The organism is Pseudomonas sp. HC1(2025), assembly GCF_058742075.1.
Genome location: NZ_CP196017.1, coordinates 4,853,556 through 4,874,099 on the forward strand (window position 1 = coordinate 4,853,556; position 20,544 = coordinate 4,874,099).

The window sequence follows — 20,544 nt, forward strand, 5'->3', positions numbered from 1 at the left end:
GCGCTAGGCATCAGCCCAGCGCTGTATCCATTGCCATCATCAGGCAAAACCCAATGCACAACCCCAGGCTGGCGAGCTTGTCATGACCATTGCGGCGCGACTCGGGGATCACTTCATGAGTCACCACCAATAGCATCGCCCCCGCCGCCAGGGCCAGGCCCAAAGGCAGCAGCATCTCGGCCAGGCTGACCAACCAGGCACACAACACGGCAAACACCGGCTCCACCAGCCCGGATGCCGCGCCGATCAAGAAGGCCTTGACCCGCGACATCCCCGCCCCAGCCAACACCAACGCGATCACCAACCCTTCCGGTACATCCTGCAAGGCGATGCCCATGGCCAGGCTGTCGGCATCGGGCATGCCGCCCCCCGCCGAGACGCCCACCGCCATGCCTTCGGGGATGTTGTGGGCAATAATGGCAAATACAAACAGCCAGATGCGTGGTGGAATTACCGGTTTGTCAGGGGTGCCAACCAGCAGCTCCGGACTGGCACCGGAGACCTTGCGGTCCACCAGAAACAGGCCGAAGGCGCCCAGCATGATGCCGAAGCTGATCAGGCCGCTGGACGCCCAGGGGCTGAGCCCCAGGTTTTCAGCGGCGGCAATCCCCGGCACGACCAGCGAAAACGCGGTCGCCGCCAACATCACGCCAGCGCCAAACCCCAGCAGTGTGTCGCTGACCGCCAACGGCATCCGCCGGATCACCAGTACCGGCACCGCGCCCAATGCAGTGCCCAGGGCACAGATTGCGCCACCTTGCAGGGCACGCAGGATCCGCGGCTCGAGGTTCAGCCAGGCCAGCCCGTGGGCCACCAGCAATGCAGTTCCCGCCAATAGCAGCAGCGAGCCAAACGCATAGCGGAACATTCGTACGCTGCTGATCGCCAGTGTTTCAGTGCCCATAGTCGGCCTTAGGTCTTGTTATGAGAGGGCATTAAGCCAGTGCAGCCTGGTAGCGCTCAGCGACTTCCGGCCAGTTGATAACACTGTAGAAAGCGTTGATGTATTCAGGACGGCGGTTCTGATATAGCAGGTAGTAGGCGTGCTCCCAGACGTCCAGACCGAGGATCGGCGTATTGCCGTTCATCAACGGGCTGTCCTGGTTACCACTGCTCTCGACCACCAGGGTCTTTTGCGGGGTCACGCTCAGCCAAGCCCAACCACTGCCGAAGCGGGTCAGCGCAGCTTTGGTGAAGGCCTCCTTGAAGGCATCAAAGCCACCCAACTGCGCATCAATCGCCTGGCCCAGGGCGCCTTCGGGCTTGCCGCCGCCTTTGGGCGACATGACCGCCCAGAACAACGAGTGGTTGGCATGCCCGCCCCCCTGGTTGATCACCGCTGCGCGCAGTTTTTCCGGCAGTTGCTGGACGCTGGAGACCAGTTTCTCGATGGGCCAGCCGGCGAACTCGGTGCCTTCGACGGCGGCATTGAGGTTGTTGATGTAGGTCTGGTGGTGCTTGGTGTAGTGGATTTCCATGGTTTGCGCATCGATATGCGGTTCCAGGGCGTCGTAGGCGTAAGGCAAGACAGGCAAGGTGTAGGACATATCAATGTGCTCCATAGAAAGGGCTGTTGCGGGTCGGCGCATCCGTCTGCGCCGTATTGCTGCCCAGCAAGCGATGGGTACGGGGGTACTCGCCGTGATCGCTGATGAAATTCAACAGTTCGACGTAGGTCTTGCTGCTCTGGCGCAAGGCTGCCTCGCGCAATGCTTGAGGCAGCCGGGTGTCCTGCATGGTCTGCAGCAAGCGCTGGTGAATGGCGCAGAGGTATTCGGCGCTTTCTTCAGGCTGGTTCAGGCGCAGATGCAGGTCCGCCAGGTTGTGATGGGAAATGACGCAGGCCGCCACCGCCTCGTCGGCATCACCCCAGCGCTCGAACAACACTTGGGCCAGGGCCAGGGCTTGCAGGTAATGCTCGCGGGCATCCACCAGTTCGCCTTGCACAAAGCAGCGATTGGCCCGTTCGATCGTGCGTTTCCAGTGCTCCATGGTGAGCCTCCAAAGCAGGGTCGGTAATTACACGCCACCCGCCGTGAGCTTTTCCGGGTCCAAGAGGACTTCCAGTTGGCTGCGGGGCAGGTCGGTGTGCTCGAGCGCCACATCAATCACCGGCCGGCCTTGTTGATAGGCTTTCTTGGCGATTTCAGCGGCCTTTTGGTACCCAATGATCGGGTTGAGTGCGGTGACCAGGATCGGGTTGCGCGACAGCGCTTCCTTGAGCTTGGGTTCGTTGACCTTGAAGCTGGCGATGGCCTTGTCTGCCAGCAGACGACTGGAGTTGGCCAACAGCTCCAGGCTGCTGAGCAGGTTCTGGGCGATGATCGGCAGCATCACGTTGAGTTCGAAGTTGCCGGACTGACCGGCGATGGTGATTACGCTGTCATTGCCGATCACCTGTGCCGCAACCATTGCGGTGGCCTCTGGAATCACCGGATTGACCTTGCCCGGCATGATCGACGAGCCTGGTTGCAGGCCTTCGAGCTCGATTTCACCGAGACCGGCGAGTGGGCCGGAGTTCATCCAGCGCAGGTCGTTGGCGATTTTCATCAGCGACACGGCAATGGCCTTCAGTTGGCCGGAGACGGCGACGGCGGTGTCCTGGGAGCCAATCAGAGCAAACAGGTTCGTACCCGGTGTGAACTGCACCTGGGTCAGGCTGCTCAACTGCTGGCTGAAACGCGCCGCAAACTCAGGGTGCGCATTGATCCCGGTACCTACCGCAGTACCGCCCTGGGCCAGGGCCTGCAGGCTTGGCAACAAGCCCTGCAAGTGAGCGATATTGGCCTTGAGTTGCTGCGCCCACCCTTCGAGAACCTGGCTCATGCGTACAGGCATGGCGTCCATCAGGTGAGTGCGCCCGGTCTTGATGAACGGATGAACCTCTACCGCCTTGCGCTCGATCACCTCAACCAGGTGCAGCAATGCCGGCAACGTCTGTTCATGCAACACCAGCGCGGCGCTGACGTGAATGGTGGTCGGGATGATGTCGTTGCTGCTTTGCCCACAATTGACGTGGTCATTAGGGTTGACCGGTTCGCCCAACAGGCGGCTGGCCAGGGTCGCAAGCACTTCGTTGGCATTCATGTTGGAGCTGGTGCCGGAGCCGGTCTGGAAGATATCCACAGGGAAGTGCTGCATGAAGTCACCTTCCAGCAAACCCTGGGCGGCGTCGACGATGGCTTTGCCCTGGCTTGCACTGATCTGCTTGAGATCGACGTTGGCCTTGGCGGCCGCGGCCTTGGCCAGGATCAGGGCACGGATGAACTGGGTCGGCATGCGCTGGTGGCTGATCGGAAAGTTATCCACCGCACGCTGGGTTTGTGCGCCATACAACGCGTCGGCCGGCACTCGCAGTTCGCCCATGCTGTCGCGTTCGATACGGGTATTACTCATCGGAAGATCCTTGCACCAAGTCGGAGTGAGAAATCGAAGGTTGCAGTTCGCAAGTCGCCAATTGCCAGGCAAAGGTCTGCCAGCGCTTGAGGCGACAGGCGCAGTGAGAGAGGTTTTCCAGGTCGCGCAGCGGGCGCCAGGCCTGGTCCAGGCACGTGGAGCGCCAATGCCAGGGCAAGGCGATATCGGTGGCGGTATCGATCAGCAGGCGGAACGAGGTCTCGGCGATGGTCCACGGGTGCGTAGCCGTGCAGCAGGCCAGGTAGCGCCCCTCGTTCAGATAATGCTCGATCAGGCGCGGCTCGTCAGGGTTGAGCCCACAGCGAATCTGGCGACTCATCCAGCGCCAGCTTTCCAGGTAGGGATCCTCGTGCAGGACAGAACTCATGATCCACGCTCACTCGATAATGATATTTATTATTAAATGATATTGAGAATCAAAACAAGCTCTTGAACCTATACCTTTGTCGGCCTTGGGATATTCCAGGCAAAAAAAAGCGCCACCCTTGGGGTGGCGCTGTTGTGTAACCGGTTGGTACTTAGCTGCCGGCGACGGTCATGCGTTCGATCAGCACCGAGCCAGTGCGGATATTGCTGCGCAGTTCCAGATCGTTACCCACGGCGACGATCTGTTTGAACATATCGCGCATGTTGCCGGCGATGGTCACTTCCTGGACGGCGAACTGAATTTCGCCATTCTCCACCCAGAACCCTGCCGCACCTCGGGAATAATCCCCTGTCACCATGTTCAAGCCATGGCCCATCAATTCGGTCACCAACAAGCCACGGCCCATGCGCCGCAGCAGCGCCGCCTGGTCTTCGTCGCCATGGGTCACGAACAGGTTGTGCACGCCACCGGAGTTGGCGGTGCTGGGCAAACCGAGCTTACGCCCGGCGTAGGTGCCGAGCACGTAGGACACCAGCTCACCGTTCTCGACAAACGGCTTGGCGTAGGTTGCCAGGCCATCGCCATCAAAGGCCGAGCTGCCCATGGCGCGCATCAGGTGCGGGCGCTCATCCAGGGTCAGCCACTCGGGAAACAACTTCTGCCCCAGCGCGCCCTCAAGGAACGACGACTTGCGGTACAGGTTGCCCCCGGAAATCGCCCCCAGGAAACTGCCGAACAGGCCACCCGCCAACTCCGCCGAAAACAGCACCGGCACTTCGCACGTCGGCACCGGGCGTGCGCCCAGGCGGCTCGCGGCCCGTTGTGCGGCGCGCTGGCCAATGCTCACCGGGTCCGCCAACAGCTCACCCTGGCGACTTACGTCATACCAGTAGTCACGCTGCATCTGGCCATCGGCCTCGGCAATCATCACGCAGCTCAAGCTATGGCGTGTCGACGCGTAGCCGCCGATAAACCCGTGGCTGTTGCCATACACACGGCAACCTTGATGGGTACTCAGGGTAGTGCCATCGGCATTCTTGATCCGGCTGTCGGTGTCGAACGCCGCGGCTTCGCAGGCCAGGGCCTTTTCGATGGCCTGCTCGGGGGTGATATCCCAGGCGTGATACAGATCGAAATCTTTCAGGTCCCGCGCCATCAGGGCCGCATCCGCCAAGCCCGAGGCCTCGTCTTCGGAAGTGTGCTTGGCAATCGCCAGGGCGGCGGCGACGGTTTCGCGAATGGCTTCCGGGCCACTGGCCGAGGTGCTGGCCGAGCCTTTGCGCTGCCCCACATACAAGGTGATGCCAAAACCCTGGTCGCGGTTGAACTCAACGGTTTCCACCTCCCGCTGGCGTACCGAAGTCGATAGGCCCTGCTCCAGGGATACCGCCACTTCACAGGCACTGGCACCCTGGCGCTTGGCCTCCGCGATGATCTGTTCAACTTGTTCCTGCAGTGCCGGTAACGCTTGTGGACCGACGCTTTGGGCTGCACTCATGGTGTTCTCCACTCAAATTCTGCTTTCGGTTAAGGCCATCGAGCGACCGGGCCGGACAAGCGGCCCCCGACTGGTTATCATGGCGGCGTTTCTTTGCGGACTGCCACCATGGTTGATTCTTACGACGACTCCCTCGATGGGGAGAAAAGCAAAACCCAGGTCAAACGCGAGCTGCATGCTCTGGTTGATCTCGGCGAGCGCCTTACAACACTCAAGCCGGACTTGATTGCCAAACTGCCTCTGACCGACGAAATGCGCCGGGCCCTGGCAGATGCACCCAAGCACACCGCGAATATCGCGCGTAAACGGCACATCATGTTTATCGGCAAGCTGATGCGCGACCAGGACACTGACGCCATTCTGACTTTGCTCGACCAACTCGATGCTTCCACACGCCAGTACAACGAACGTTTCCATAACCTCGAGCGTTGGCGCGACCGCCTGATCGGCGGTGACGACGCTGTACTGGAGAAGTTCGTCCTGGACTATCCGGATGCCGACCGCCAGCAACTGCGCTCCCTGATCCGTCAGGCCCAGCACGAACTGGCACAGAACAAGGCGCCGGCCACCAGCCGTAAAATCTTCAAGTACATCCGTGAGCTGGACGAGACTCAACGCGGCCTGCGCTGATCCTCTTCCCCGGGTGGCGGTCTTCGCCACCCGAAGCTCCACGCCTTACGACCCCGTGCCACCCACGGTGATCGCATCAATTTTCAGAGTTGGCTGGCCGACACCGACCGGCACCGACTGCCCATCCTTGCCACACATCCCCACCCCGCTGTCCAGCGCCAGGTCGTTACCGACCATCGACACCTTGCTCATGGCTTCCGGGCCGTTGCCAATCAGGGTTGCCCCCTTGACCGGCGCGGTAATCTTGCCGTCCTCGATCAAATAGGCTTCGCTGGTGGAGAACACGAACTTGCCGCTGGTGATGTCCACCTGACCGCCACCAAGGTTGGCGCAATAGATCCCGCGCTTCACCGAGGCAATGATCTCTGCCGGATCGCTTTCGCCTGCGAGCATGTAGGTATTGGTCATGCGGGGCATCGGCAAATGCGCGTAGGACTCGCGACGACCGTTGCCGGTGCGCGCCACACCCATCAGGCGCGCGTTGAGCTTGTCTTGCATGTAGCCCTTGAGCACACCGTTTTCGATCAGCGTGGTGCACTCGGTCGGCGTCCCTTCGTCGTCGACGCTCAGGGAACCACGGCGGCCAGCCAACGTGCCGTCATCGACGATGGTGCAGAGTTTGGAGGCGACCATTTCGCCCATGCGCCCGCTGTAGGCGGAACTGCCCTTGCGGTTGAAGTCGCCTTCCAGGCCATGCCCTACCGCTTCGTGGAGCAATACACCCGACCAGCCCGAGCCCAGCACCACCGGCAACGTACCGGCCGGTGCGGGGATGGCTTCCAGATTGACCAGCGCCTGGCGCAACGCCTCGCGGGCATAGCCCATGGCGCGGTCTTCGGCGAGGAAATAGCGATAATCCGTACGCCCACCGCCGCCATGGCCGCCGCGCTCGCGACGCCCGTTCTGCTCGACGATCACACTGACATTGAAACGCACCAGCGGCCGCACATCCGCCGCCAGGCTACCATCGGTGGATGCCACCAGAATCCGCTCCCAGACCCCGGCCATGCTCACGCTCACCTGCTGGATGCGCGGGTCAAGGGCACGGGTTGCAGCATCCACGCGTTTGAGCAGCTCGACCTTTTCGGCTCGGGTCATGACTTCCAGCGGGTTATCCGGGCCGTACAACTGGGTCACGTCCTGGGTGCTGAACGCTTGCACGGTGCCATTCTGCCCAGCACGGGAAATCGAGCGCGCCGCGCGGGCGGCCAGGCCCAGGGCTTCCAGGGTGATGGCATTGCTGTAGGCGAAGCCGGTCTTTTCACCGGATTGCGCACGCACGCCAACCCCTTGGTCCATGTTGAAGCTGCCATCCTTGACGATCCCGTCTTCCAGGGACCATGACTCGGAGATCTGGCCCTGGAAATACAGGTCTGCGGCATCGATGCCCGGCCCGGCCAGGTCGCCCAGTACGGTTTGCAAATTTTCGATGGTCACGCCACCGGGCGCCAGGAGGTGTTCACTGACTGAGGACAACAACTCGCTCATAGGTTCGGCCTTAAATTCATCGTTCTGAAGCAGGTCGCTGCGCGCCCTGCGAGAAAAAGCGCCGGTGGCCTGCCACCGGCATGCGCGCCCGTATCGACGCTTGTTCGCTGCTATCGCGTTCGGCCAACAACACCGCTTCGCCTTGATTCTGTTGTGCCAGCACTCGCCCCCATGGGTCGACAATCGCCCCATGGCCATAGGTTTCCCGCGGCCCCGGATGTACTCCGCCCTGGGCGGCCGCCAGCAGGTAACACTGGGTTTCGATTGCCCGAGCACGGATCAGCACATCCCAGTGCGCCGCGCCGGTTACCGCCGTAAAGGCCGAAGGCGCGGTAATCAATTCGGCGCCCGCCGCGCGCAATTCGCTGTACAGCTCCGGGAAGCGCAAGTCGTAACAGACCGTGAGCCCCAGACGCCCTACCGGCGTATCGGCCACCACCACTTGGTTGCCGTAAGCATAGTCGTCGGATTCACGATAACGACCGCGCGTGTCAGCCACATCCACGTCAAACAGGTGCAGCTTGTCGTAACGGGCCGCGATCTGCCCCTGCGCGTCGATCAACAGCGAGCAGGCGTTGGACTTGGCGTCGGGCTGCCCGAGGGGAGGCAATGGCAAGGTACCGGCCACTATCCATAAGTTGAGGTCGCGGGCGGCCAGTTTCAACCAGGGCAGGATCGGCCCCTCGCCAACCGCTTCGGCGCGGCCGATAGCCGCCACGTCGCGGCGGCCCATGGCGGCGAAGTTTTCCGGCAGGACCGCCAGTTGCGCGCCCCCTGCCGCCGCCCGCTCCAGCAAGCTCCGGGCTTGGGCTAGGTTGGCCAGGACGTCGCTCTGGCTGACCATCTGGATTACCGCAAAGCACATGGGCCGACACTCCAAAAAAAGCATGGGGCCATGCTACTCCACAGGCGCTTACTGTGGTTTTTCAAATGGCTTGTCAAAGGTGATTTTGGGATCTTTCCAGGGCCCTTCCACCTTGTACTGGACGCTGGCGAAACGCGACACCCGATCACCGATCAGCTTGTCGATCAGGAACAACGCGCCACCAATGGCCGGCGCGCCCACAATCAACGCGGCAATCGGCAGGTTGTTGGTCACCGGCAAAGTCACCAGCAACTTGGCATCCACACGATCGGCCACCAGGTCCAGGGTGCCGTTAAGCTCCAGGTTGCTCGACGGCCCGGTGAGGATGATCGGCTCGCGGGTCACAAACACACCATTACTGGCGGCCAGCAGGCCCTTGACCCGGTCATAGCTCAGGCCCTTGCCAAGCAAATCCGAGAAGTCCAGGCGCAAACGCCGGCCAATCGAGTTGAAGTTCAGCAGGCCAAATACCCGCAACGCCTGGGCACCGCCCTCGACCTCGACAAACTGGCCCTTGCGGAACGAAGCATCCAGGCTGCCGGAAAAACGCTTGGGCCCAACCCACGCGGGCGAACCCGGCCAGCGCCCGTCAACATCCAGATGGAAGTCCTGGCTGGTGACCGTGGGCGCAAAACCCCAGCCCTTGAGCACATCGGCGATGTTCTTGCCGTCCAGGCGCCCCTTGTACCAACTGCTGCTGGCGCCCGGCGCACCCTCCCAGCCACCGGCCCCCTTGAGCTGCATGCCCTTGAGGCCCAGGTCGAGGTTGTTGAACGCCATGCCCTTGGCTGTCGGGCGCACCTTCAACGACCAGGCGCCGATCAAGTCAGGCCCCTGGAACAACTGGGCAATGGCGATATCCAGCGCGGGAATGTCCTTGGGATCGATGCTCGCCAGGGGATCAGGCGCGTTTTCATCGGCCTGCACCGTAGGATCGACCGCCGGCAACTTCACGTACTGCAGGTTGATGGCAATGGGGGCGCCCTTGGCATCCGGCAGGCCCACAGTACCCTTGACCTGCTGGCTTTCGAGCTGCAAGCCCCAGGCGGCAGGCTTGCGGTCCAGTTTCAGGGCGACCTGGTCGAGTTGGGTACCAAACCCTTTCAGCTTGCCGATCTTGAAGTCGGCACTGCTCAACAGTTGCTTGGCATTGCCGCCTGGGTCATTGCCGGCGTAGCGGTCGACCAACTTCTTCCAGGGATCGATATCCAGCTCCGACAATACCCCGCGAATCCGCAGGCCCTTACCACCGGGCAGCAAGGCATCGCCATCCCCGAGGAACAGCTCGCCACGGCCCTGGGCAAAATTGTTCGCCGGAGCGGCAAAGGTAAAGTTCGCCAACTCGCCGTAATCAAACCAGTAGCGCCGCTCCGCGCCCTGCAACGTCATGCGCAACACACTGTCACGGCCCTGGCTGGCGGGCATGCCAAATGGCGCAGGCAAATCCACCGCCACGCCCTTGAGGCTGGAGCTGACCCGCAACTGGCTGTCGGCACCGTCCAGGTCCAGTTGCAGTTGATAAGGGATATCTCCGGATACGGGCAGCGGCTGGCTGACTTTCAGCCAGTCGGTGAGCCGCTTGACCGTCACCTGGCCCTTGGCCGTGACCCGCGTGCTGAGATTGCCCGGTCTGCCACCGGCCGCAATCTGCGCCGTGATCGGCCGGTCGAAGGCTTGGGCGCTGATGTTCTGCCCACTCAGGCCCTTGGCACTGTCGAAGCGGAACTCACCCTTGAGCTGGTTCAGGTCCAGGGTCGGCTCGGCCAGTTGCAGGCGCGCCTTGTCGGTCTTGAAGTCCACCACGATCTTCGGCTCGGTGCCCTTGGCCAGGGGAATATCCAGGTCCAGGGAACCTTGCAGGTCGCCCTCGCCCTTCCAGCCGGCAAACGTCGATGCCGTACCGATGGGCGCGTCCTGGAGGATCTTCAGGCCGTCCCCCAGCCCACCGGCAAACCCGCCCGTCAGCAGCAGATGGCTGTCATGGCCGGGCAACGCATGGGGAATGTTGACGTAGATCCCCTTGACCTTGGTATCGAGCAATTGCCCCTTGCTGGCCAGGATGCGCACGCCGGTCTCTTCGACAAACACTTCACCGGCCACCTTGCTCACATGAGGCCAGCCCGGCTGGAACGCCAACTCGGCATCATGCACCTTGAAGAACAGGCTGATATTGCGTGCCGCCGTCACCGCATCGTGGTTCAGCGAGCCTTGATACTGGAAGAAGCCTTCATCGACCGCGCCCTTGAGAATTGCCGTACGCAGCCATTCATCCAGGGCCGGGCTCAGGACCGCCGGCAAGTATTTGGGGGTAAAGCGCCCATCGCCATCGACCATGCCGACCCGCAGGTCCATGTAGTCTTCCTGGCTATGATCGAAATGCAGGCGAATCAGGAAATCCGCCGCGATCTTGCCCTCTTCCCCCAGCACCTTGATATACGGCGCGATCAGCGTGAAGCCTTGCTTATCCAGCTTCCACGTCAGGCGCGCGTTGGCCTGGAGGTACTGCCAGGGCTTGGCGAAAATCGGGTCCAGGTGCAGGACGAAATCCTTGCTGTCCATGCGCAGTTCGCCCTGGCCCAGGTCACCGCTGATGCTGCCGGAGACGTTGCGGGCTGCCGGCGCGCCGAAATAGGCGTCAAAGCCCACGCGCTCGAGGTTGGCAGCAAAGCTCACGCGCTGATCGCCCGCGTCCTGGGGACGATAATCCATCAGCACATTGCGCAGCACGCCCGTGGCCTTCAACGCTTCGACGGTCTTGGCAAAACCTTCCGGCAATGGCGCGAGGGCGTTGAGCAGAGGGGTAATCGGTGTCAGGTCCAGGCGGTCGGCCTGCAGCCTCCAGGTTTCCTGCGCCTTATCAGTGGCCAGGGTTTGCTGCAATTGCAGGTGCGACTCCCAACGGGTGTCGCCCAGGTTCATGGCCAACGAATCGAAGATCACCTTCAGGCCGCTGTCGCTGCGCTGCAGGTAAGCCGTCAGGCCCAGGTTCTGGATGCTCGTGGGCTTGCGCTGGGCATAACGGACCTTCACCTGTGGCGCATTGAGCCGGGCGGCGGCGCTTTGCAGCGTGCCATTGGCCCAGGTCAGCCAGAATTCACCGCCGGCTTTCAACTCGCTGAGTTTCCAGTCCCGAGTCAACTTCGCCGGAATCCACTGCGCCCAATTGCTCTGGGGCAGGCTCAGGTAGGCCTGCACTTCACCGTCGCGCCACTGGCTGGCACGGATCCGCGTGCGCAGGCTGAGGGCCAGCGGTTGCCCATCGGGCAAGGTCAGGCGCGCATCCAGGCGCTGGCGGGTGCTGCCGGTTTGCAGGCTCAGCCCCACATAGGTCAAGGTCAGCGGCGCTTGCTCGAACGGCTGCAAGGTGACCTGGCTGTCCAGCAGCGAGACCTTGGCCACCGCCTGCATGCGCTTGAGCAGTTGCTCGGGGTCCAGGGGCTGGTCGTCCTGCACCGGCAGGCCTTGCAACGCCCAGCGGCCGTCCTGGTCTTCCTTGACGCTGAGCTGCAAGCCGCTGACTTCCAGATGGGCAATGCGCACATCCCACGCCAGCAGGCTGGCCCACAGGTCGGGCACCACTTGCACCTGGTCCAGGCGCAAGGCACTGCTGCCTTCACCGACCATCACGTCATGGGCCAGCAATACCGGGGCAAAACCGCTCCAGCGCCCCTCCAGGCTGCCAATACTCAGGGGCATAGCAACCGCCGCCTGGGCCTTGACCTCGACTTCGCCGCGGTACTCCGCCACCAATGGCGTCAATTCACGGCCCAGGCTGACGTAGACCGCCGCCAGTACCAACAGCAATGCACACAGGCCAAGGCCCCAACGGGTCAGTGCGGCAAAAAAGCGTTGCAGACGCTCCATGTCAGGCGACCCTCAAGGTAATAGTCGGACGGCAGATCAAGGTCTGGCGGTCTCGTTGAAAAAGACTGATGCGGATCAGAGCAGCACCACGTCGTATTGTTCCTGGGAATACATGGTTTCGACCTGGAAACGGATGGTGCGGCCAATAAAGCCCTCCAATTCCGCGACGTTGCCCGACTCTTCGTCCAGCAACCGGTCCACCACCTTCTGGTTGGCCAGGACTCTATAACCCTCGGCCTGGTAAGCGCGTGCCTCCCGCAGGATTTCCCGGAAAATCTCGTAGCAAACCGTTTCCGGGGTCTTCAACTTGCCGCGCCCCTGGCAACTGCTGCACGGCTCACACAGCACCTGCTCAAGGCTCTCGCGGGTGCGTTTGCGGGTCATCTGCACCAGGCCCAACTCGGTGATCCCGATAATGTTGGTCTTGGCGTGATCGCGCTCTAGTTGCTTTTCAAGGGTGCGCAATACCTGGCGCTGATGCTCTTCATCTTCCATGTCGATGAAGTCGATGATGATGATCCCGCCCAGGTTGCGCAGGCGCAGTTGGCGGGCAATGGCGGTGGCGGCCTCGAGGTTGGTCTTGAAGATGGTTTCTTCAAGGTTGCGATGGCCGACGAAAGCACCGGTGTTCACATCAATGGTGCTCATGGCTTCTGCCGGGTCGACCACCAGGTAGCCACCAGACTTGAGTGGCACCTTGCGCTCCAGGGCCTTCTGGATTTCGTCCTCGACGCCATATAGGTCGAAAATCGGCCGTTCACCGGGGTAGTGCTCCAGGCGGTCGGCGATTTCCGGCATCAGTTCGGCAACAAATTGCGTGGTGCGCTGGAAGGTTTCCCGCGAATCGATGCGAATTTTCTCGATCTTGGGGCTGACCAGGTCGCGCAAGGTCCGCAGGGCCAGGCCCAGGTCTTCATAGATGACGCTCGGCGCGCCGACGGTCTTGATCTGGGCACCGATCTGGTCCCACAGGCGCCGCAGGTAGCGGATGTCCATGAGGATTTCATCGGCACCGGCACCTTCGGCGGCGGTACGCAGGATAAAGCCGCCGGCCTCCTTGATGCCTTCGGCCGCCACGCAATCGCTGACGACCTTTTTCAGGCGCTCACGCTCACCTTCGTCTTCGATTTTCAGGGAAATACCGACATGGGCAGTGCGCGGCATGTACACCAGGTAACGCGAAGGAATCGACAACTGTGTGGTCAGGCGCGCGCCCTTGGAGCCGATCGGGTCCTTGGTGACTTGCACCACCAGGCTCTGCCCTTCATGCACCAGGGCGCTGATGCTTTCAACCGCCGGGCCTTCGCGCAGGGAAATTTCCGAGGCATGGATAAACGCCGCGCGGTCCAGGCCGATATCGACAAAGGCCGCCTGCATGCCCGGCAACACCCTTACAACCTTGCCTTTATAGATATTGCCGACAATCCCGCGCTTCTGGGTGCGCTCGACGTGCACTTCTTGCAAAACACCGTTTTCTACCACCGCCACGCGCGATTCCATCGGCGTGATATTGATCAGAATCTCTTCACTCATGGCTGGGTCTCGTTCAGGCGTTTTCACAATAGTGGCCGATCGCTTAAATATGGCGCTGGAGTTAGGCGTTCAGCGCACGGAAAGGTGTTGCCAACAGGGTATGCCGAAATGGCCCAGCAGTTCTGCTGTTTCGCAGACCGGCAAGCCAACGACCGCGGAGTAACTGCCATTTAGCCCGGCGACAAATACCGCCGCCAAGCCTTGGATAGCATAGCCGCCCGCCTTGTCCTGAGGCTCCCCGCTGTGCCAGTAAGTCGTTGCCTCGTGTGTGCAAACCTGGCGAAAGCGCACGCGGCTGCTGACCAGGCGCGTTTCGCAGCGCAGGTCACTGAGCACGGCAATGGCGGTGAGGACTTCGTGTTCACGATCAGAAAGGGCCAGCAACATGGCCAGGGCATCGGCCTGGTCCAGGGGCTTGCCCAGGATCCGGCCATCCAGGATGACGGCGGTATCGGCGCCCAGCACGCAGGCATTGGCGGTATCGGCCAGTGTCGCCAGGCCTGCGGCGGCTTTGCCACGGGCCAGGCGTTCGACGTAGGACGCCGGCGACTCGTCGCCCAGGGGTGTTTCATCGATAGCCGCGCTGACCACAGTGAACGGCACGCCGATCTGGGTCAGCAATTCACGCCGCCGAGGAGAGCCGGAGGCCAGATAAAGTGCATGCATTGCAGACTCTCCCTGTGGGTTCGATAACCAGGCAGAGCCTCGCGACCCACTCAATTGATTTTATAGCGGCGACGCAACCCACGCAGGCCGAAGCTGACCCATGGCCACAGCAGCGCGCTGACCAGGGCCGGCAAGACCAGCGCCAGGGTCGGTTGGCGGTTGCCGGTCAGGGCACTGAGCCACAGCTGCACCAATTGGGCCAGGCCGAAAATCACCAGGATCACCAGGCACTGCTGCCACATCGGGAACATCCGCAGGCGTTGCTGCAACGACAGCACCAGGAAGGTAATCAGCGTAAGAATCAAGGCGTTCTGGCCGAGCAACGTGCCATACATCACATCTTCAGCCAGCCCCAGGCACATGGCCGTGACCATGCCGACCTTGTGCGGCAGGGCCAGCGCCCAGAAGGCCAGGAGCAACGCCAGCCACAGCGGGCGCAGGATTTCCATGAATTGCGGCATCGGCGAAACGCTGAGCAGCATGCCGATGGCAAAGGTCAACCAGACCATCCAGCCATTACGCGAATGAGTGCCGGCCATTATTGCGCCCCTTGTCGAGTGGTTGCCGGTGCAGGTGCCGCCGCTGGCTTGACCGGCCGAGCCGGTTGGGCCACCGGTTTGGCAGGTGTCACCACAGCAGGCGCGGCAGGTGCAACCGGTGTCGCCACGGGTGCCGCCGGTTTGGGTACGGTTGCCGGAATAACCGGCGTCGTGGTGCCGTCTTGCTTGTCCTGCGCTTCCTGGGCCTGGGCGGCTTCGTTGGCGCGCTCTTCCGGCGTACGCGTGTCGCTGAACACCAGCAACAGGTAGCGGCTACGGTTCAGCGCGGCCGTCGGCACGGCGCGGACAATCGCAAACGGCTGGCCGGAATCGTGGATCACTTCCTTGACCGTCGCCACTGGATAGCCCGCCGGGAAGCGCTGGCCAAGGCCGGAGCTGACCAGCAGGTCGCCTTCCTTGATGTCGGCGGTGTCCGCCACATGCCGCAACTCCAGGCGCTCCGGGTTACCGGTGCCGCTGGCAATCGCCCGCAGGCCATTGCGGTTGACCTGCACCGGAATGCTGTGGGTGGTGTCGGTCAGCAGCAGCACGCGGGAGGTATAGGGCATCAACTCCACCACCTGGCCCATCAGGCCACGGGCATCGAGCACCGGCTGGCCAAGGACCACACCATCGCGCTCGCCCTTGTTGATGATGATGCGATGGGTGAAGGGGTTGGGGTCCATGCCGATCAACTCGGCCACTTCGACCTTTTCATTGACCAGCGCGGAAGAATTGAGCAACTCGCGCAGCCGAACGTTCTGCTCGGTCAGGGCCGCCAGCTTTTGCATGCGCCCCTGCAACAGCAGGTTTTCGGTCTTGAGTTTTTCGTTTTCGGCCACAAGCTCGGTACGGCTGCCAAACTGGCTGGCCACGCCTTGCCATAGCCGTTGCGGCAGGTCGGTGATCCAGTAGGACTGCATCAATACCAGCGACATTTGGCTACGCACTGGCTTGAGCAGTGTGAAGCGGGCATCGACCACCATCAGCGCGACCGATAGCACGACCAGCACCAACAAGCGCACGCCCAATGAGGGGCCTTTAGTGAAGAGCGGTTTAATAGGCCACTCCTCCCGGGCAGATATTCTCTTTATTCATACGGCATCAAACCGGCCTGGATGCAGATTGAAGAAGATAAACGCCAACAGGCAGCACTGCAAAGTGCTGCCTGTTGGCGAAACATGGTGCAACCAACGATCTTATTCGCTGGAGAGCAGGTCCATGGTGTGTTTATCCATCATTTCCAGTGCACGACCACCGCCACGGGCAACGCAGGTCAGCGGGTCTTCGGCGACGATCACCGGCAGACCGGTTTCCTGGGCCAGCAGCTTGTCGAGGTCGCGCAGCAAGGCGCCACCACCGGTCAGCACCAGGCCACGCTCGGCGATATCGGAAGCCAGCTCCGGCGGCGATTGCTCCAGCGCGCTTTTTACTGCCTGAACGATGGTGGCCAGGGACTCTTGCAGAGCTTCCAGCACTTCATTGGAGTTCAGGGTAAAGGCACGTGGTACGCCTTCGGCCAGGTTGCGACCGCGAACATCGACTTCGCGCACTTCGCCGCCCGGGTAAGCGGTACCGATTTCCTGCTTGATGCGCTCGGCGGTGGATTCGCCGATCAGGCTGCCGTAGTTACGACGCACATAAGTGATGATCGCTTCGTCGAAGCGGTCGCCGCCAACCCGCACGGATTCGGCATACACCACGCCATTGAGGGAAATCAGGGCGATTTCTGTGGTACCGCCACCGATATCCACCACCATCGAACCGCGCGCCTCTTCAACCGGCAGGCCGGCACCGATGGCAGCAGCCATTGGCTCTTCGATCAGGAACACTTCGCGGGCACCGGCACCAAGGGCCGATTCACGGATGGCCCGACGCTCCACCTGGGTGGATTTGCACGGTACGCAGATCAGCACACGAGGGCTGGGCTGCAGGAAACTGTTTTCGTGAACCTTGTTGATGAAGTACTGCAGCATCTTCTCGCAGACGCTGAAGTCGGCGATCACGCCGTCTTTCATCGGACGAATGGCGGCAATGTTGCCAGGTGTGCGGCCGAGCATGCGCTTGGCCTCGGTGCCCACGGCAACGACACTTTTCTGATTACCATGGGTCCGAATGGCCACAACCGATGGCTCATTCAGGACGATACCGCGCTCGCGCACGTAAATAAGGGTGTTGGCAGTGCCCAGGTCGATGGAAAGATCGCTGGAAAACATGCCACGCAGTTTCTTGAACATGGGAAAGGGACCCTAGGCAACGCGTGGGTAAAAAAGTGCGGCAAACTCTAACAACGACAGGGATTTTGGGCAAGGCGCCAATGTGCTAAATTGGCCGACTTTCTGTGCACCTAACCCCACAATCGCGGCCTTATGACCGTAGAAATGCGGTAGTGTTCCGACAATCTAACACACGGATAGCTTCCGTTCTGTTTTCCACTGGAGAATCCCATGGCGCTTGAACGCTCCGACGTGGAAAAAATCGCTCATTTGGCCTGCCTGGGCCTCAATGAAGCCGATCTTCCACAGACCACCGCAGCCCTGAACAGCATTCTCGGGCTGGTCGACCAGATGCAGGCGGTGAATACCGACGGCATCGAACCCCTGGCCCACCCACTGGAAGCCAGCCAGCGCCTGCGCGCAGACGTCGTGACCGAACGCAATAATCGCGAGGCCTACCAGTCCATCGCACCAGCGGTCGAAAACGGCCTGTACCTGGTTCCGAAAGTCATCGACTAAAGGGAAAGAGCCTGCAATGCATCAATTGACTCTGGCCGAGATCGCCCGCGGTCTCGCCGACAAAAAGTTTTCTTCCGAAGAGCTGACCAAGACCCTGCTGGCGCGCATCGCCGCGCTGGATCCGAAGGTCAACAGCTTTATCAGCCTCACCGAGGAACTGGCACTAGGCCAGGCCAAGGCCGCCGACGCCCGTCGCGCCAACGGTGAAAGCGGCGCGCTGCTGGGTGCGCCCATCGGTCACAAGGACCTGTTCTGCACCCAGGGTATCCGCACCAGCTGCGGCTCGAAGATGCTCGACAACTTCAAGGCGCCCTACGACGCGACCGTGGTCGCCAAGCTGGCCGAAGCCGGGGCCGTGACCCTGGGCAAGACCAACATGGACGAATTCGCCATGGGCTCGGCCAACGAATCGAGCTACTACGGCGCAGTGAAAAACCCGTGGAACCTGGAACACGTGCCCGGCGGCTCTTCCGGTGGCTCGGCAGCAGCCGTGGCCGCGCGCCTGCTGCCGGCCGCTACAGCCACCGATACCGGCGGTTCGATCCGCCAGCCAGCCGCATTCACCAACCTCACCGGCCTGAAACCGACCTACGGGCGCGTTTCCCGCTGGGGCATGATTGCCTACGCCTCCAGTCTCGACCAGGGCGGCCCCCTGGCCCGCAGCGCCGAAGACTGCGCAATATTGTTACAAGGCATGGCTGGCTTCGATGGGAAGGACTCCACCAGCATCGATGAACCCGTGCCGGACTACAGCGCCAGCCTCAATACCTCGCTCAAAGGCCTGCGTATCGGCGTGCCGAAAGAGTATTTCAGCGCCGGCCTCGACCCACGTATCGCCGAACTGGTGCACAACAGCATCAAGGAGCTGGAAAAGCTCGGCGCGGTGATCAAGGAAATCAGCCTACCGAACAACCAGCACGCGATTGCGGCGTACTACGTGATCGCCCCGGCAGAGGCCTCGTCGAACCTGTCGCGCTTCGACGGCGTGCGTTTCGGCTACCGCTGTGAAGCCCCGAAAGACCTCACCGACCTGTACAAACGCTCCCGTGGCGAAGGCTTCGGCGTGGAAGTGCAGCGCCGGATCATGGTCGGTGCCTACGCCCTGTCGGCCGGCTACTACGACGCGTACTACCTCAAGGCGCAAAAAATCCGACGCCTGATCAAAAATGACTTCATGGCGGCCTTTAATGAAGTCGACGTGATCATCGGTCCGACTACACCGAACCCGGCCTGGAAGATCGGCGCCAAGACCGGTGACCCGATCGCCGAGTATCTTGAAGACCTCTACACCATCACCGCCAACCTCGCGGGCTTGCCGGGCTTGTCCATGCCTGCAGGTTTCGTCGATGGCCTGCCGGTGGGCGTGCAGTTGCTCGCCCCGTATTTCCAGGAAGGCCGCTTGCTCAATGTGGCGCACCAGTACCAGTTGAACACTGACTGGCACACTCGCACCCCAACCGGCTTCTGAGGAGAACACTATGCAATGGGAAGTTGTGATCGGGCTGGAGATTCATACCCAGCTCGCCACCCAATCGAAGATTTTCTCCGGTAGCGCCACCACGTTCGGTGCAGAACCCAACACCCAGGCCAGCCTGGTAGACCTGGGCATGCCTGGCGTATTGCCGGTACTGAACCAGGAAGCGGTACGCATGGCGGTGATGTTCGGCCTGGCGATTGACGCCCAGATCGGCCAGCACAACGTGTTCGCGCGCAAGAACTACTTCTACCCGGACCTGCCCAAGGGCTACCAGATCAGCCAGATGGAGCTGCCGATCGTCGGCAAGGGCTACCTGGATATCCCCCTGGAAGACGGCACCATCAAACGTGTCGGCGTGACCCGTGCGCACCTGGAAGAAGATGCTGGCAAGAGCCTGCATGAAGAATTCAACGGCGCCACGGGCATCGACCTGAACCGCGCCGGCACGCCACTGCTGGAAATCGTGTCCGAGCCGGACATGCGCAGCGCCAAGGAAGCCGTGGCCTACGTCAAGACCATCCACGCGCTGGTGCGCTACCTGGGCATCTGCGACGGCAACATGGCCGAAGGCTCCCTGCGTTGCGACTGCAACGTGTCGGTGCGGCCAAAAGGCCAGGTCGAGTACGGCACTCGCTGCGAGATCAAGAACGTCAACTCGTTCCGTTTCATCGAGAAGGCGATCAACACCGAAGTCCGTCGCCAGATCGAGCTGATCGAAGACGGCGGCAAGGTGATCCAGCAGACGCGCCTGTACGACCCGAACAAAGACGAAACCCGCGCCATGCGCAGCAAAGAGGAAGCCAACGACTACCGTTACTTCCCCGATCCGGACCTGTTGCCGGTGGTGATCGAGGATTCGTTCCTCAATGACGTGCGCGCCACCCTGCCGGAATTGCCACCGCAAAAACGCGAGCGCTTCCAGGCGCAGTTCGGTCTTTCGGTGTATGACGCCAGCGTCCTGGCGTCGAGCCGCGAGCAAGCCGACTACTTTGAAAAAGTCGTGAGCATTGCCGGTGACGCCAAGCTGGCCGCCAACTGGGTCATGGTTGAACTGGGCAGCCTGTTGAACAAACAGGGCCTGGAAATCGACGAAGCCCCGGTAACGGCCGAACAGTTGGGCGGCATGTTGCTGCGCATCAAGGACAACACCATCTCCGGCAAGATCGCCAAGACCGTGTTTGAAGCCATGGCCAGCGGTGAAGGCAGCGCCGACGAGATCATCGAGAAACGCGGCCTCAAGCAAGTCACCGACAGCGGCGCGATCTCGGCCGTGCTGGATGAAATGCTGGCGGCCAACGCCGAGCAGGTCGAGCAGTACCGTGCAGCGGACGAAGCCAAACGCGGCAAGATGTTCGGCTTCTTTGTGGGCCAGGCGATGAAGGCCTCCAAAGGCAAGGCCAACCCGCAACAGGTGAACGAATTGCTCAAGAGCAAGCTCGAAGGCTGATAACGGTTGCCGCCCTGT

18 protein-coding genes are annotated in these 20,544 nt (G+C 61.6%); 4 read left to right on the forward strand and 14 right to left on the reverse strand.

What is annotated here, in order from left to right:
• Nucleotides 1-10: 10 nt before the first annotated feature.
• From ACSSVH_RS21715 to pmbA, 6 genes are all read right to left on the reverse strand, one after another.
• Complete coding sequence (locus ACSSVH_RS21715; RefSeq protein ID WP_169950885.1) at nucleotides 11-904, reverse strand: ZIP family metal transporter; 894 nt, start codon at nucleotides 902-904, stop codon at nucleotides 11-13.
• 31 nt (nucleotides 905-935) lie between these two features.
• Nucleotides 936-1,547, reverse strand: a complete 612-nt coding sequence (locus ACSSVH_RS21720) for a superoxide dismutase (protein WP_492633708.1) — start codon at nucleotides 1,545-1,547, stop codon at nucleotides 936-938.
• A 1-nt stretch (nucleotide 1,548) separates the two neighbouring features.
• Entirely contained in the window at nucleotides 1,549-1,992 is a 444-nt protein-coding gene (locus ACSSVH_RS21725) for a DUF2753 family protein (protein ID WP_170056738.1), read from the reverse strand.
• Nucleotides 1,993-2,019: 27 nt separating this feature from the next.
• On the reverse strand, nucleotides 2,020-3,396 hold the full coding sequence (locus tag ACSSVH_RS21730; protein ID WP_169950891.1) for a class II fumarate hydratase: 1,377 nt from the start codon (nucleotides 3,394-3,396) through the stop codon (nucleotides 2,020-2,022).
• Nucleotides 3,389-3,784, reverse strand: a complete 396-nt coding sequence (locus ACSSVH_RS21735) for a FagA protein (RefSeq protein ID WP_169950894.1) — start codon at nucleotides 3,782-3,784, stop codon at nucleotides 3,389-3,391. The genes ACSSVH_RS21730 and ACSSVH_RS21735 overlap by 8 nt, the downstream gene beginning before the upstream one ends.
• Nucleotides 3,785-3,935: 151 nt before the next feature.
• Complete coding sequence (pmbA, locus tag ACSSVH_RS21740; protein WP_169950896.1) at nucleotides 3,936-5,282, reverse strand: metalloprotease PmbA; 1,347 nt, start codon at nucleotides 5,280-5,282, stop codon at nucleotides 3,936-3,938.
• Nucleotides 5,283-5,390: 108 nt separating this feature from the next.
• Here pmbA and yjgA point away from each other — a divergent pair, with 108 nt between their 5' ends.
• Nucleotides 5,391-5,912: a ribosome biogenesis factor YjgA gene (gene yjgA / locus ACSSVH_RS21745; protein ID WP_029291815.1), complete on the forward strand. Its 522-nt coding sequence runs from the start codon at nucleotides 5,391-5,393 to the stop codon at nucleotides 5,910-5,912.
• A gap of 45 nt (nucleotides 5,913-5,957) precedes the next feature.
• Here yjgA and tldD read toward each other — a convergent pair whose 3' ends face one another.
• From tldD to mreB, 8 genes are all read right to left on the reverse strand, one after another.
• A complete protein-coding gene (gene tldD / locus ACSSVH_RS21750; protein WP_169950898.1) occupies nucleotides 5,958-7,400 on the reverse strand; it encodes a metalloprotease TldD in 1,443 nt (480 codons plus the stop codon).
• 16 nt (nucleotides 7,401-7,416) lie between these two features.
• A complete protein-coding gene (locus tag ACSSVH_RS21755) occupies nucleotides 7,417-8,265 on the reverse strand; it encodes a carbon-nitrogen hydrolase family protein (RefSeq protein WP_169950900.1) in 849 nt (282 codons plus the stop codon).
• Between the two features lie 48 nt (nucleotides 8,266-8,313).
• On the reverse strand, nucleotides 8,314-12,129 hold the full coding sequence (locus tag ACSSVH_RS21760; RefSeq protein WP_492633709.1) for a YhdP family protein: 3,816 nt from the start codon (nucleotides 12,127-12,129) through the stop codon (nucleotides 8,314-8,316).
• Nucleotides 12,130-12,204: 75 nt separating this feature from the next.
• A complete protein-coding gene (gene rng, locus ACSSVH_RS21765) occupies nucleotides 12,205-13,662 on the reverse strand; it encodes a ribonuclease G (protein ID WP_169950904.1) in 1,458 nt (485 codons plus the stop codon).
• Nucleotides 13,663-13,731: 69 nt separating this feature from the next.
• Complete coding sequence (locus ACSSVH_RS21770; RefSeq protein WP_169950906.1) at nucleotides 13,732-14,328, reverse strand: Maf family protein; 597 nt, start codon at nucleotides 14,326-14,328, stop codon at nucleotides 13,732-13,734.
• 50 nt (nucleotides 14,329-14,378) lie between these two features.
• On the reverse strand, nucleotides 14,379-14,867 hold the full coding sequence (gene mreD / locus ACSSVH_RS21775; protein WP_169950909.1) for a rod shape-determining protein MreD: 489 nt from the start codon (nucleotides 14,865-14,867) through the stop codon (nucleotides 14,379-14,381).
• Nucleotides 14,867-15,928 carry a rod shape-determining protein MreC gene (gene mreC, locus ACSSVH_RS21780; protein WP_492634729.1) on the reverse strand — a complete coding sequence of 354 codons (1,062 nt, stop codon included), beginning with the start codon at nucleotides 15,926-15,928 and terminating at the stop codon, nucleotides 14,867-14,869. Before mreC ends, mreD begins: the two co-directional genes overlap by 1 nt.
• Nucleotides 15,929-16,066: 138 nt before the next feature.
• A complete protein-coding gene (gene mreB, locus ACSSVH_RS21785) occupies nucleotides 16,067-17,104 on the reverse strand; it encodes a rod shape-determining protein MreB (protein WP_002555108.1) in 1,038 nt (345 codons plus the stop codon).
• Nucleotides 17,105-17,314: 210 nt separating this feature from the next.
• Between mreB and gatC the strand changes: the two genes are divergently transcribed.
• The 3 genes from gatC to gatB are packed head-to-tail and all read left to right on the forward strand — an operon-like array spanning nucleotide 17,315 to nucleotide 20,526.
• Complete coding sequence (gatC, locus tag ACSSVH_RS21790) at nucleotides 17,315-17,602, forward strand: Asp-tRNA(Asn)/Glu-tRNA(Gln) amidotransferase subunit GatC (protein ID WP_003216077.1); 288 nt, start codon at nucleotides 17,315-17,317, stop codon at nucleotides 17,600-17,602.
• A gap of 16 nt (nucleotides 17,603-17,618) precedes the next feature.
• Nucleotides 17,619-19,070: an Asp-tRNA(Asn)/Glu-tRNA(Gln) amidotransferase subunit GatA gene (gatA, locus tag ACSSVH_RS21795; RefSeq protein ID WP_169950911.1), complete on the forward strand. Its 1,452-nt coding sequence runs from the start codon at nucleotides 17,619-17,621 to the stop codon at nucleotides 19,068-19,070.
• Nucleotides 19,071-19,080: 10 nt separating this feature from the next.
• A complete protein-coding gene (gene gatB / locus ACSSVH_RS21800) occupies nucleotides 19,081-20,526 on the forward strand; it encodes an Asp-tRNA(Asn)/Glu-tRNA(Gln) amidotransferase subunit GatB (RefSeq protein ID WP_169950913.1) in 1,446 nt (481 codons plus the stop codon).
• Nucleotides 20,527-20,544: the final 18 nt, after the last annotated feature.

Excerpts from the sequence above, each read along its gene's own strand:
- gatA (WP_169950911.1), top strand. The coding sequence starts at position 17,619 with ATGCATCAATTGACTCTGGCCGAGATCGCCCGCGGTCTCGCCGACAAA.
- gatC (WP_003216077.1), top strand. The coding sequence starts at position 17,315 with ATGGCGCTTGAACGCTCCGACGTGGAAAAAATCGCTCATTTGGCCTGC.
- ACSSVH_RS21770 (WP_169950906.1), bottom strand. The coding sequence starts at position 14,328 with ATGCATGCACTTTATCTGGCCTCCGGCTCTCCTCGGCGGCGTGAATTG.
- gatB (WP_169950913.1), top strand. The coding sequence starts at position 19,081 with ATGCAATGGGAAGTTGTGATCGGGCTGGAGATTCATACCCAGCTCGCC.
- ACSSVH_RS21735 (WP_169950894.1), bottom strand. The coding sequence starts at position 3,784 with ATGAGTTCTGTCCTGCACGAGGATCCCTACCTGGAAAGCTGGCGCTGG.
- ACSSVH_RS21730 (WP_169950891.1), bottom strand. The coding sequence starts at position 3,396 with ATGAGTAATACCCGTATCGAACGCGACAGCATGGGCGAACTGCGAGTG.
- ACSSVH_RS21715 (WP_169950885.1), bottom strand. The coding sequence starts at position 904 with ATGGGCACTGAAACACTGGCGATCAGCAGCGTACGAATGTTCCGCTAT.
- mreB (WP_002555108.1), bottom strand. The coding sequence starts at position 17,104 with ATGTTCAAGAAACTGCGTGGCATGTTTTCCAGCGATCTTTCCATCGAC.
- ACSSVH_RS21760 (WP_492633709.1), bottom strand. The coding sequence starts at position 12,129 with ATGGAGCGTCTGCAACGCTTTTTTGCCGCACTGACCCGTTGGGGCCTT.
- yjgA (WP_029291815.1), top strand. The coding sequence starts at position 5,391 with ATGGTTGATTCTTACGACGACTCCCTCGATGGGGAGAAAAGCAAAACC.
- ACSSVH_RS21755 (WP_169950900.1), bottom strand. The coding sequence starts at position 8,265 with ATGTGCTTTGCGGTAATCCAGATGGTCAGCCAGAGCGACGTCCTGGCC.
- pmbA (WP_169950896.1), bottom strand. The coding sequence starts at position 5,282 with ATGAGTGCAGCCCAAAGCGTCGGTCCACAAGCGTTACCGGCACTGCAG.
- rng (WP_169950904.1), bottom strand. The coding sequence starts at position 13,662 with ATGAGTGAAGAGATTCTGATCAATATCACGCCGATGGAATCGCGCGTG.
- ACSSVH_RS21725 (WP_170056738.1), bottom strand. The coding sequence starts at position 1,992 with ATGGAGCACTGGAAACGCACGATCGAACGGGCCAATCGCTGCTTTGTG.
- mreD (WP_169950909.1), bottom strand. The coding sequence starts at position 14,867 with ATGGCCGGCACTCATTCGCGTAATGGCTGGATGGTCTGGTTGACCTTT.
- tldD (WP_169950898.1), bottom strand. The coding sequence starts at position 7,400 with ATGAGCGAGTTGTTGTCCTCAGTCAGTGAACACCTCCTGGCGCCCGGT.
- ACSSVH_RS21720 (WP_492633708.1), bottom strand. The coding sequence starts at position 1,547 with ATGTCCTACACCTTGCCTGTCTTGCCTTACGCCTACGACGCCCTGGAA.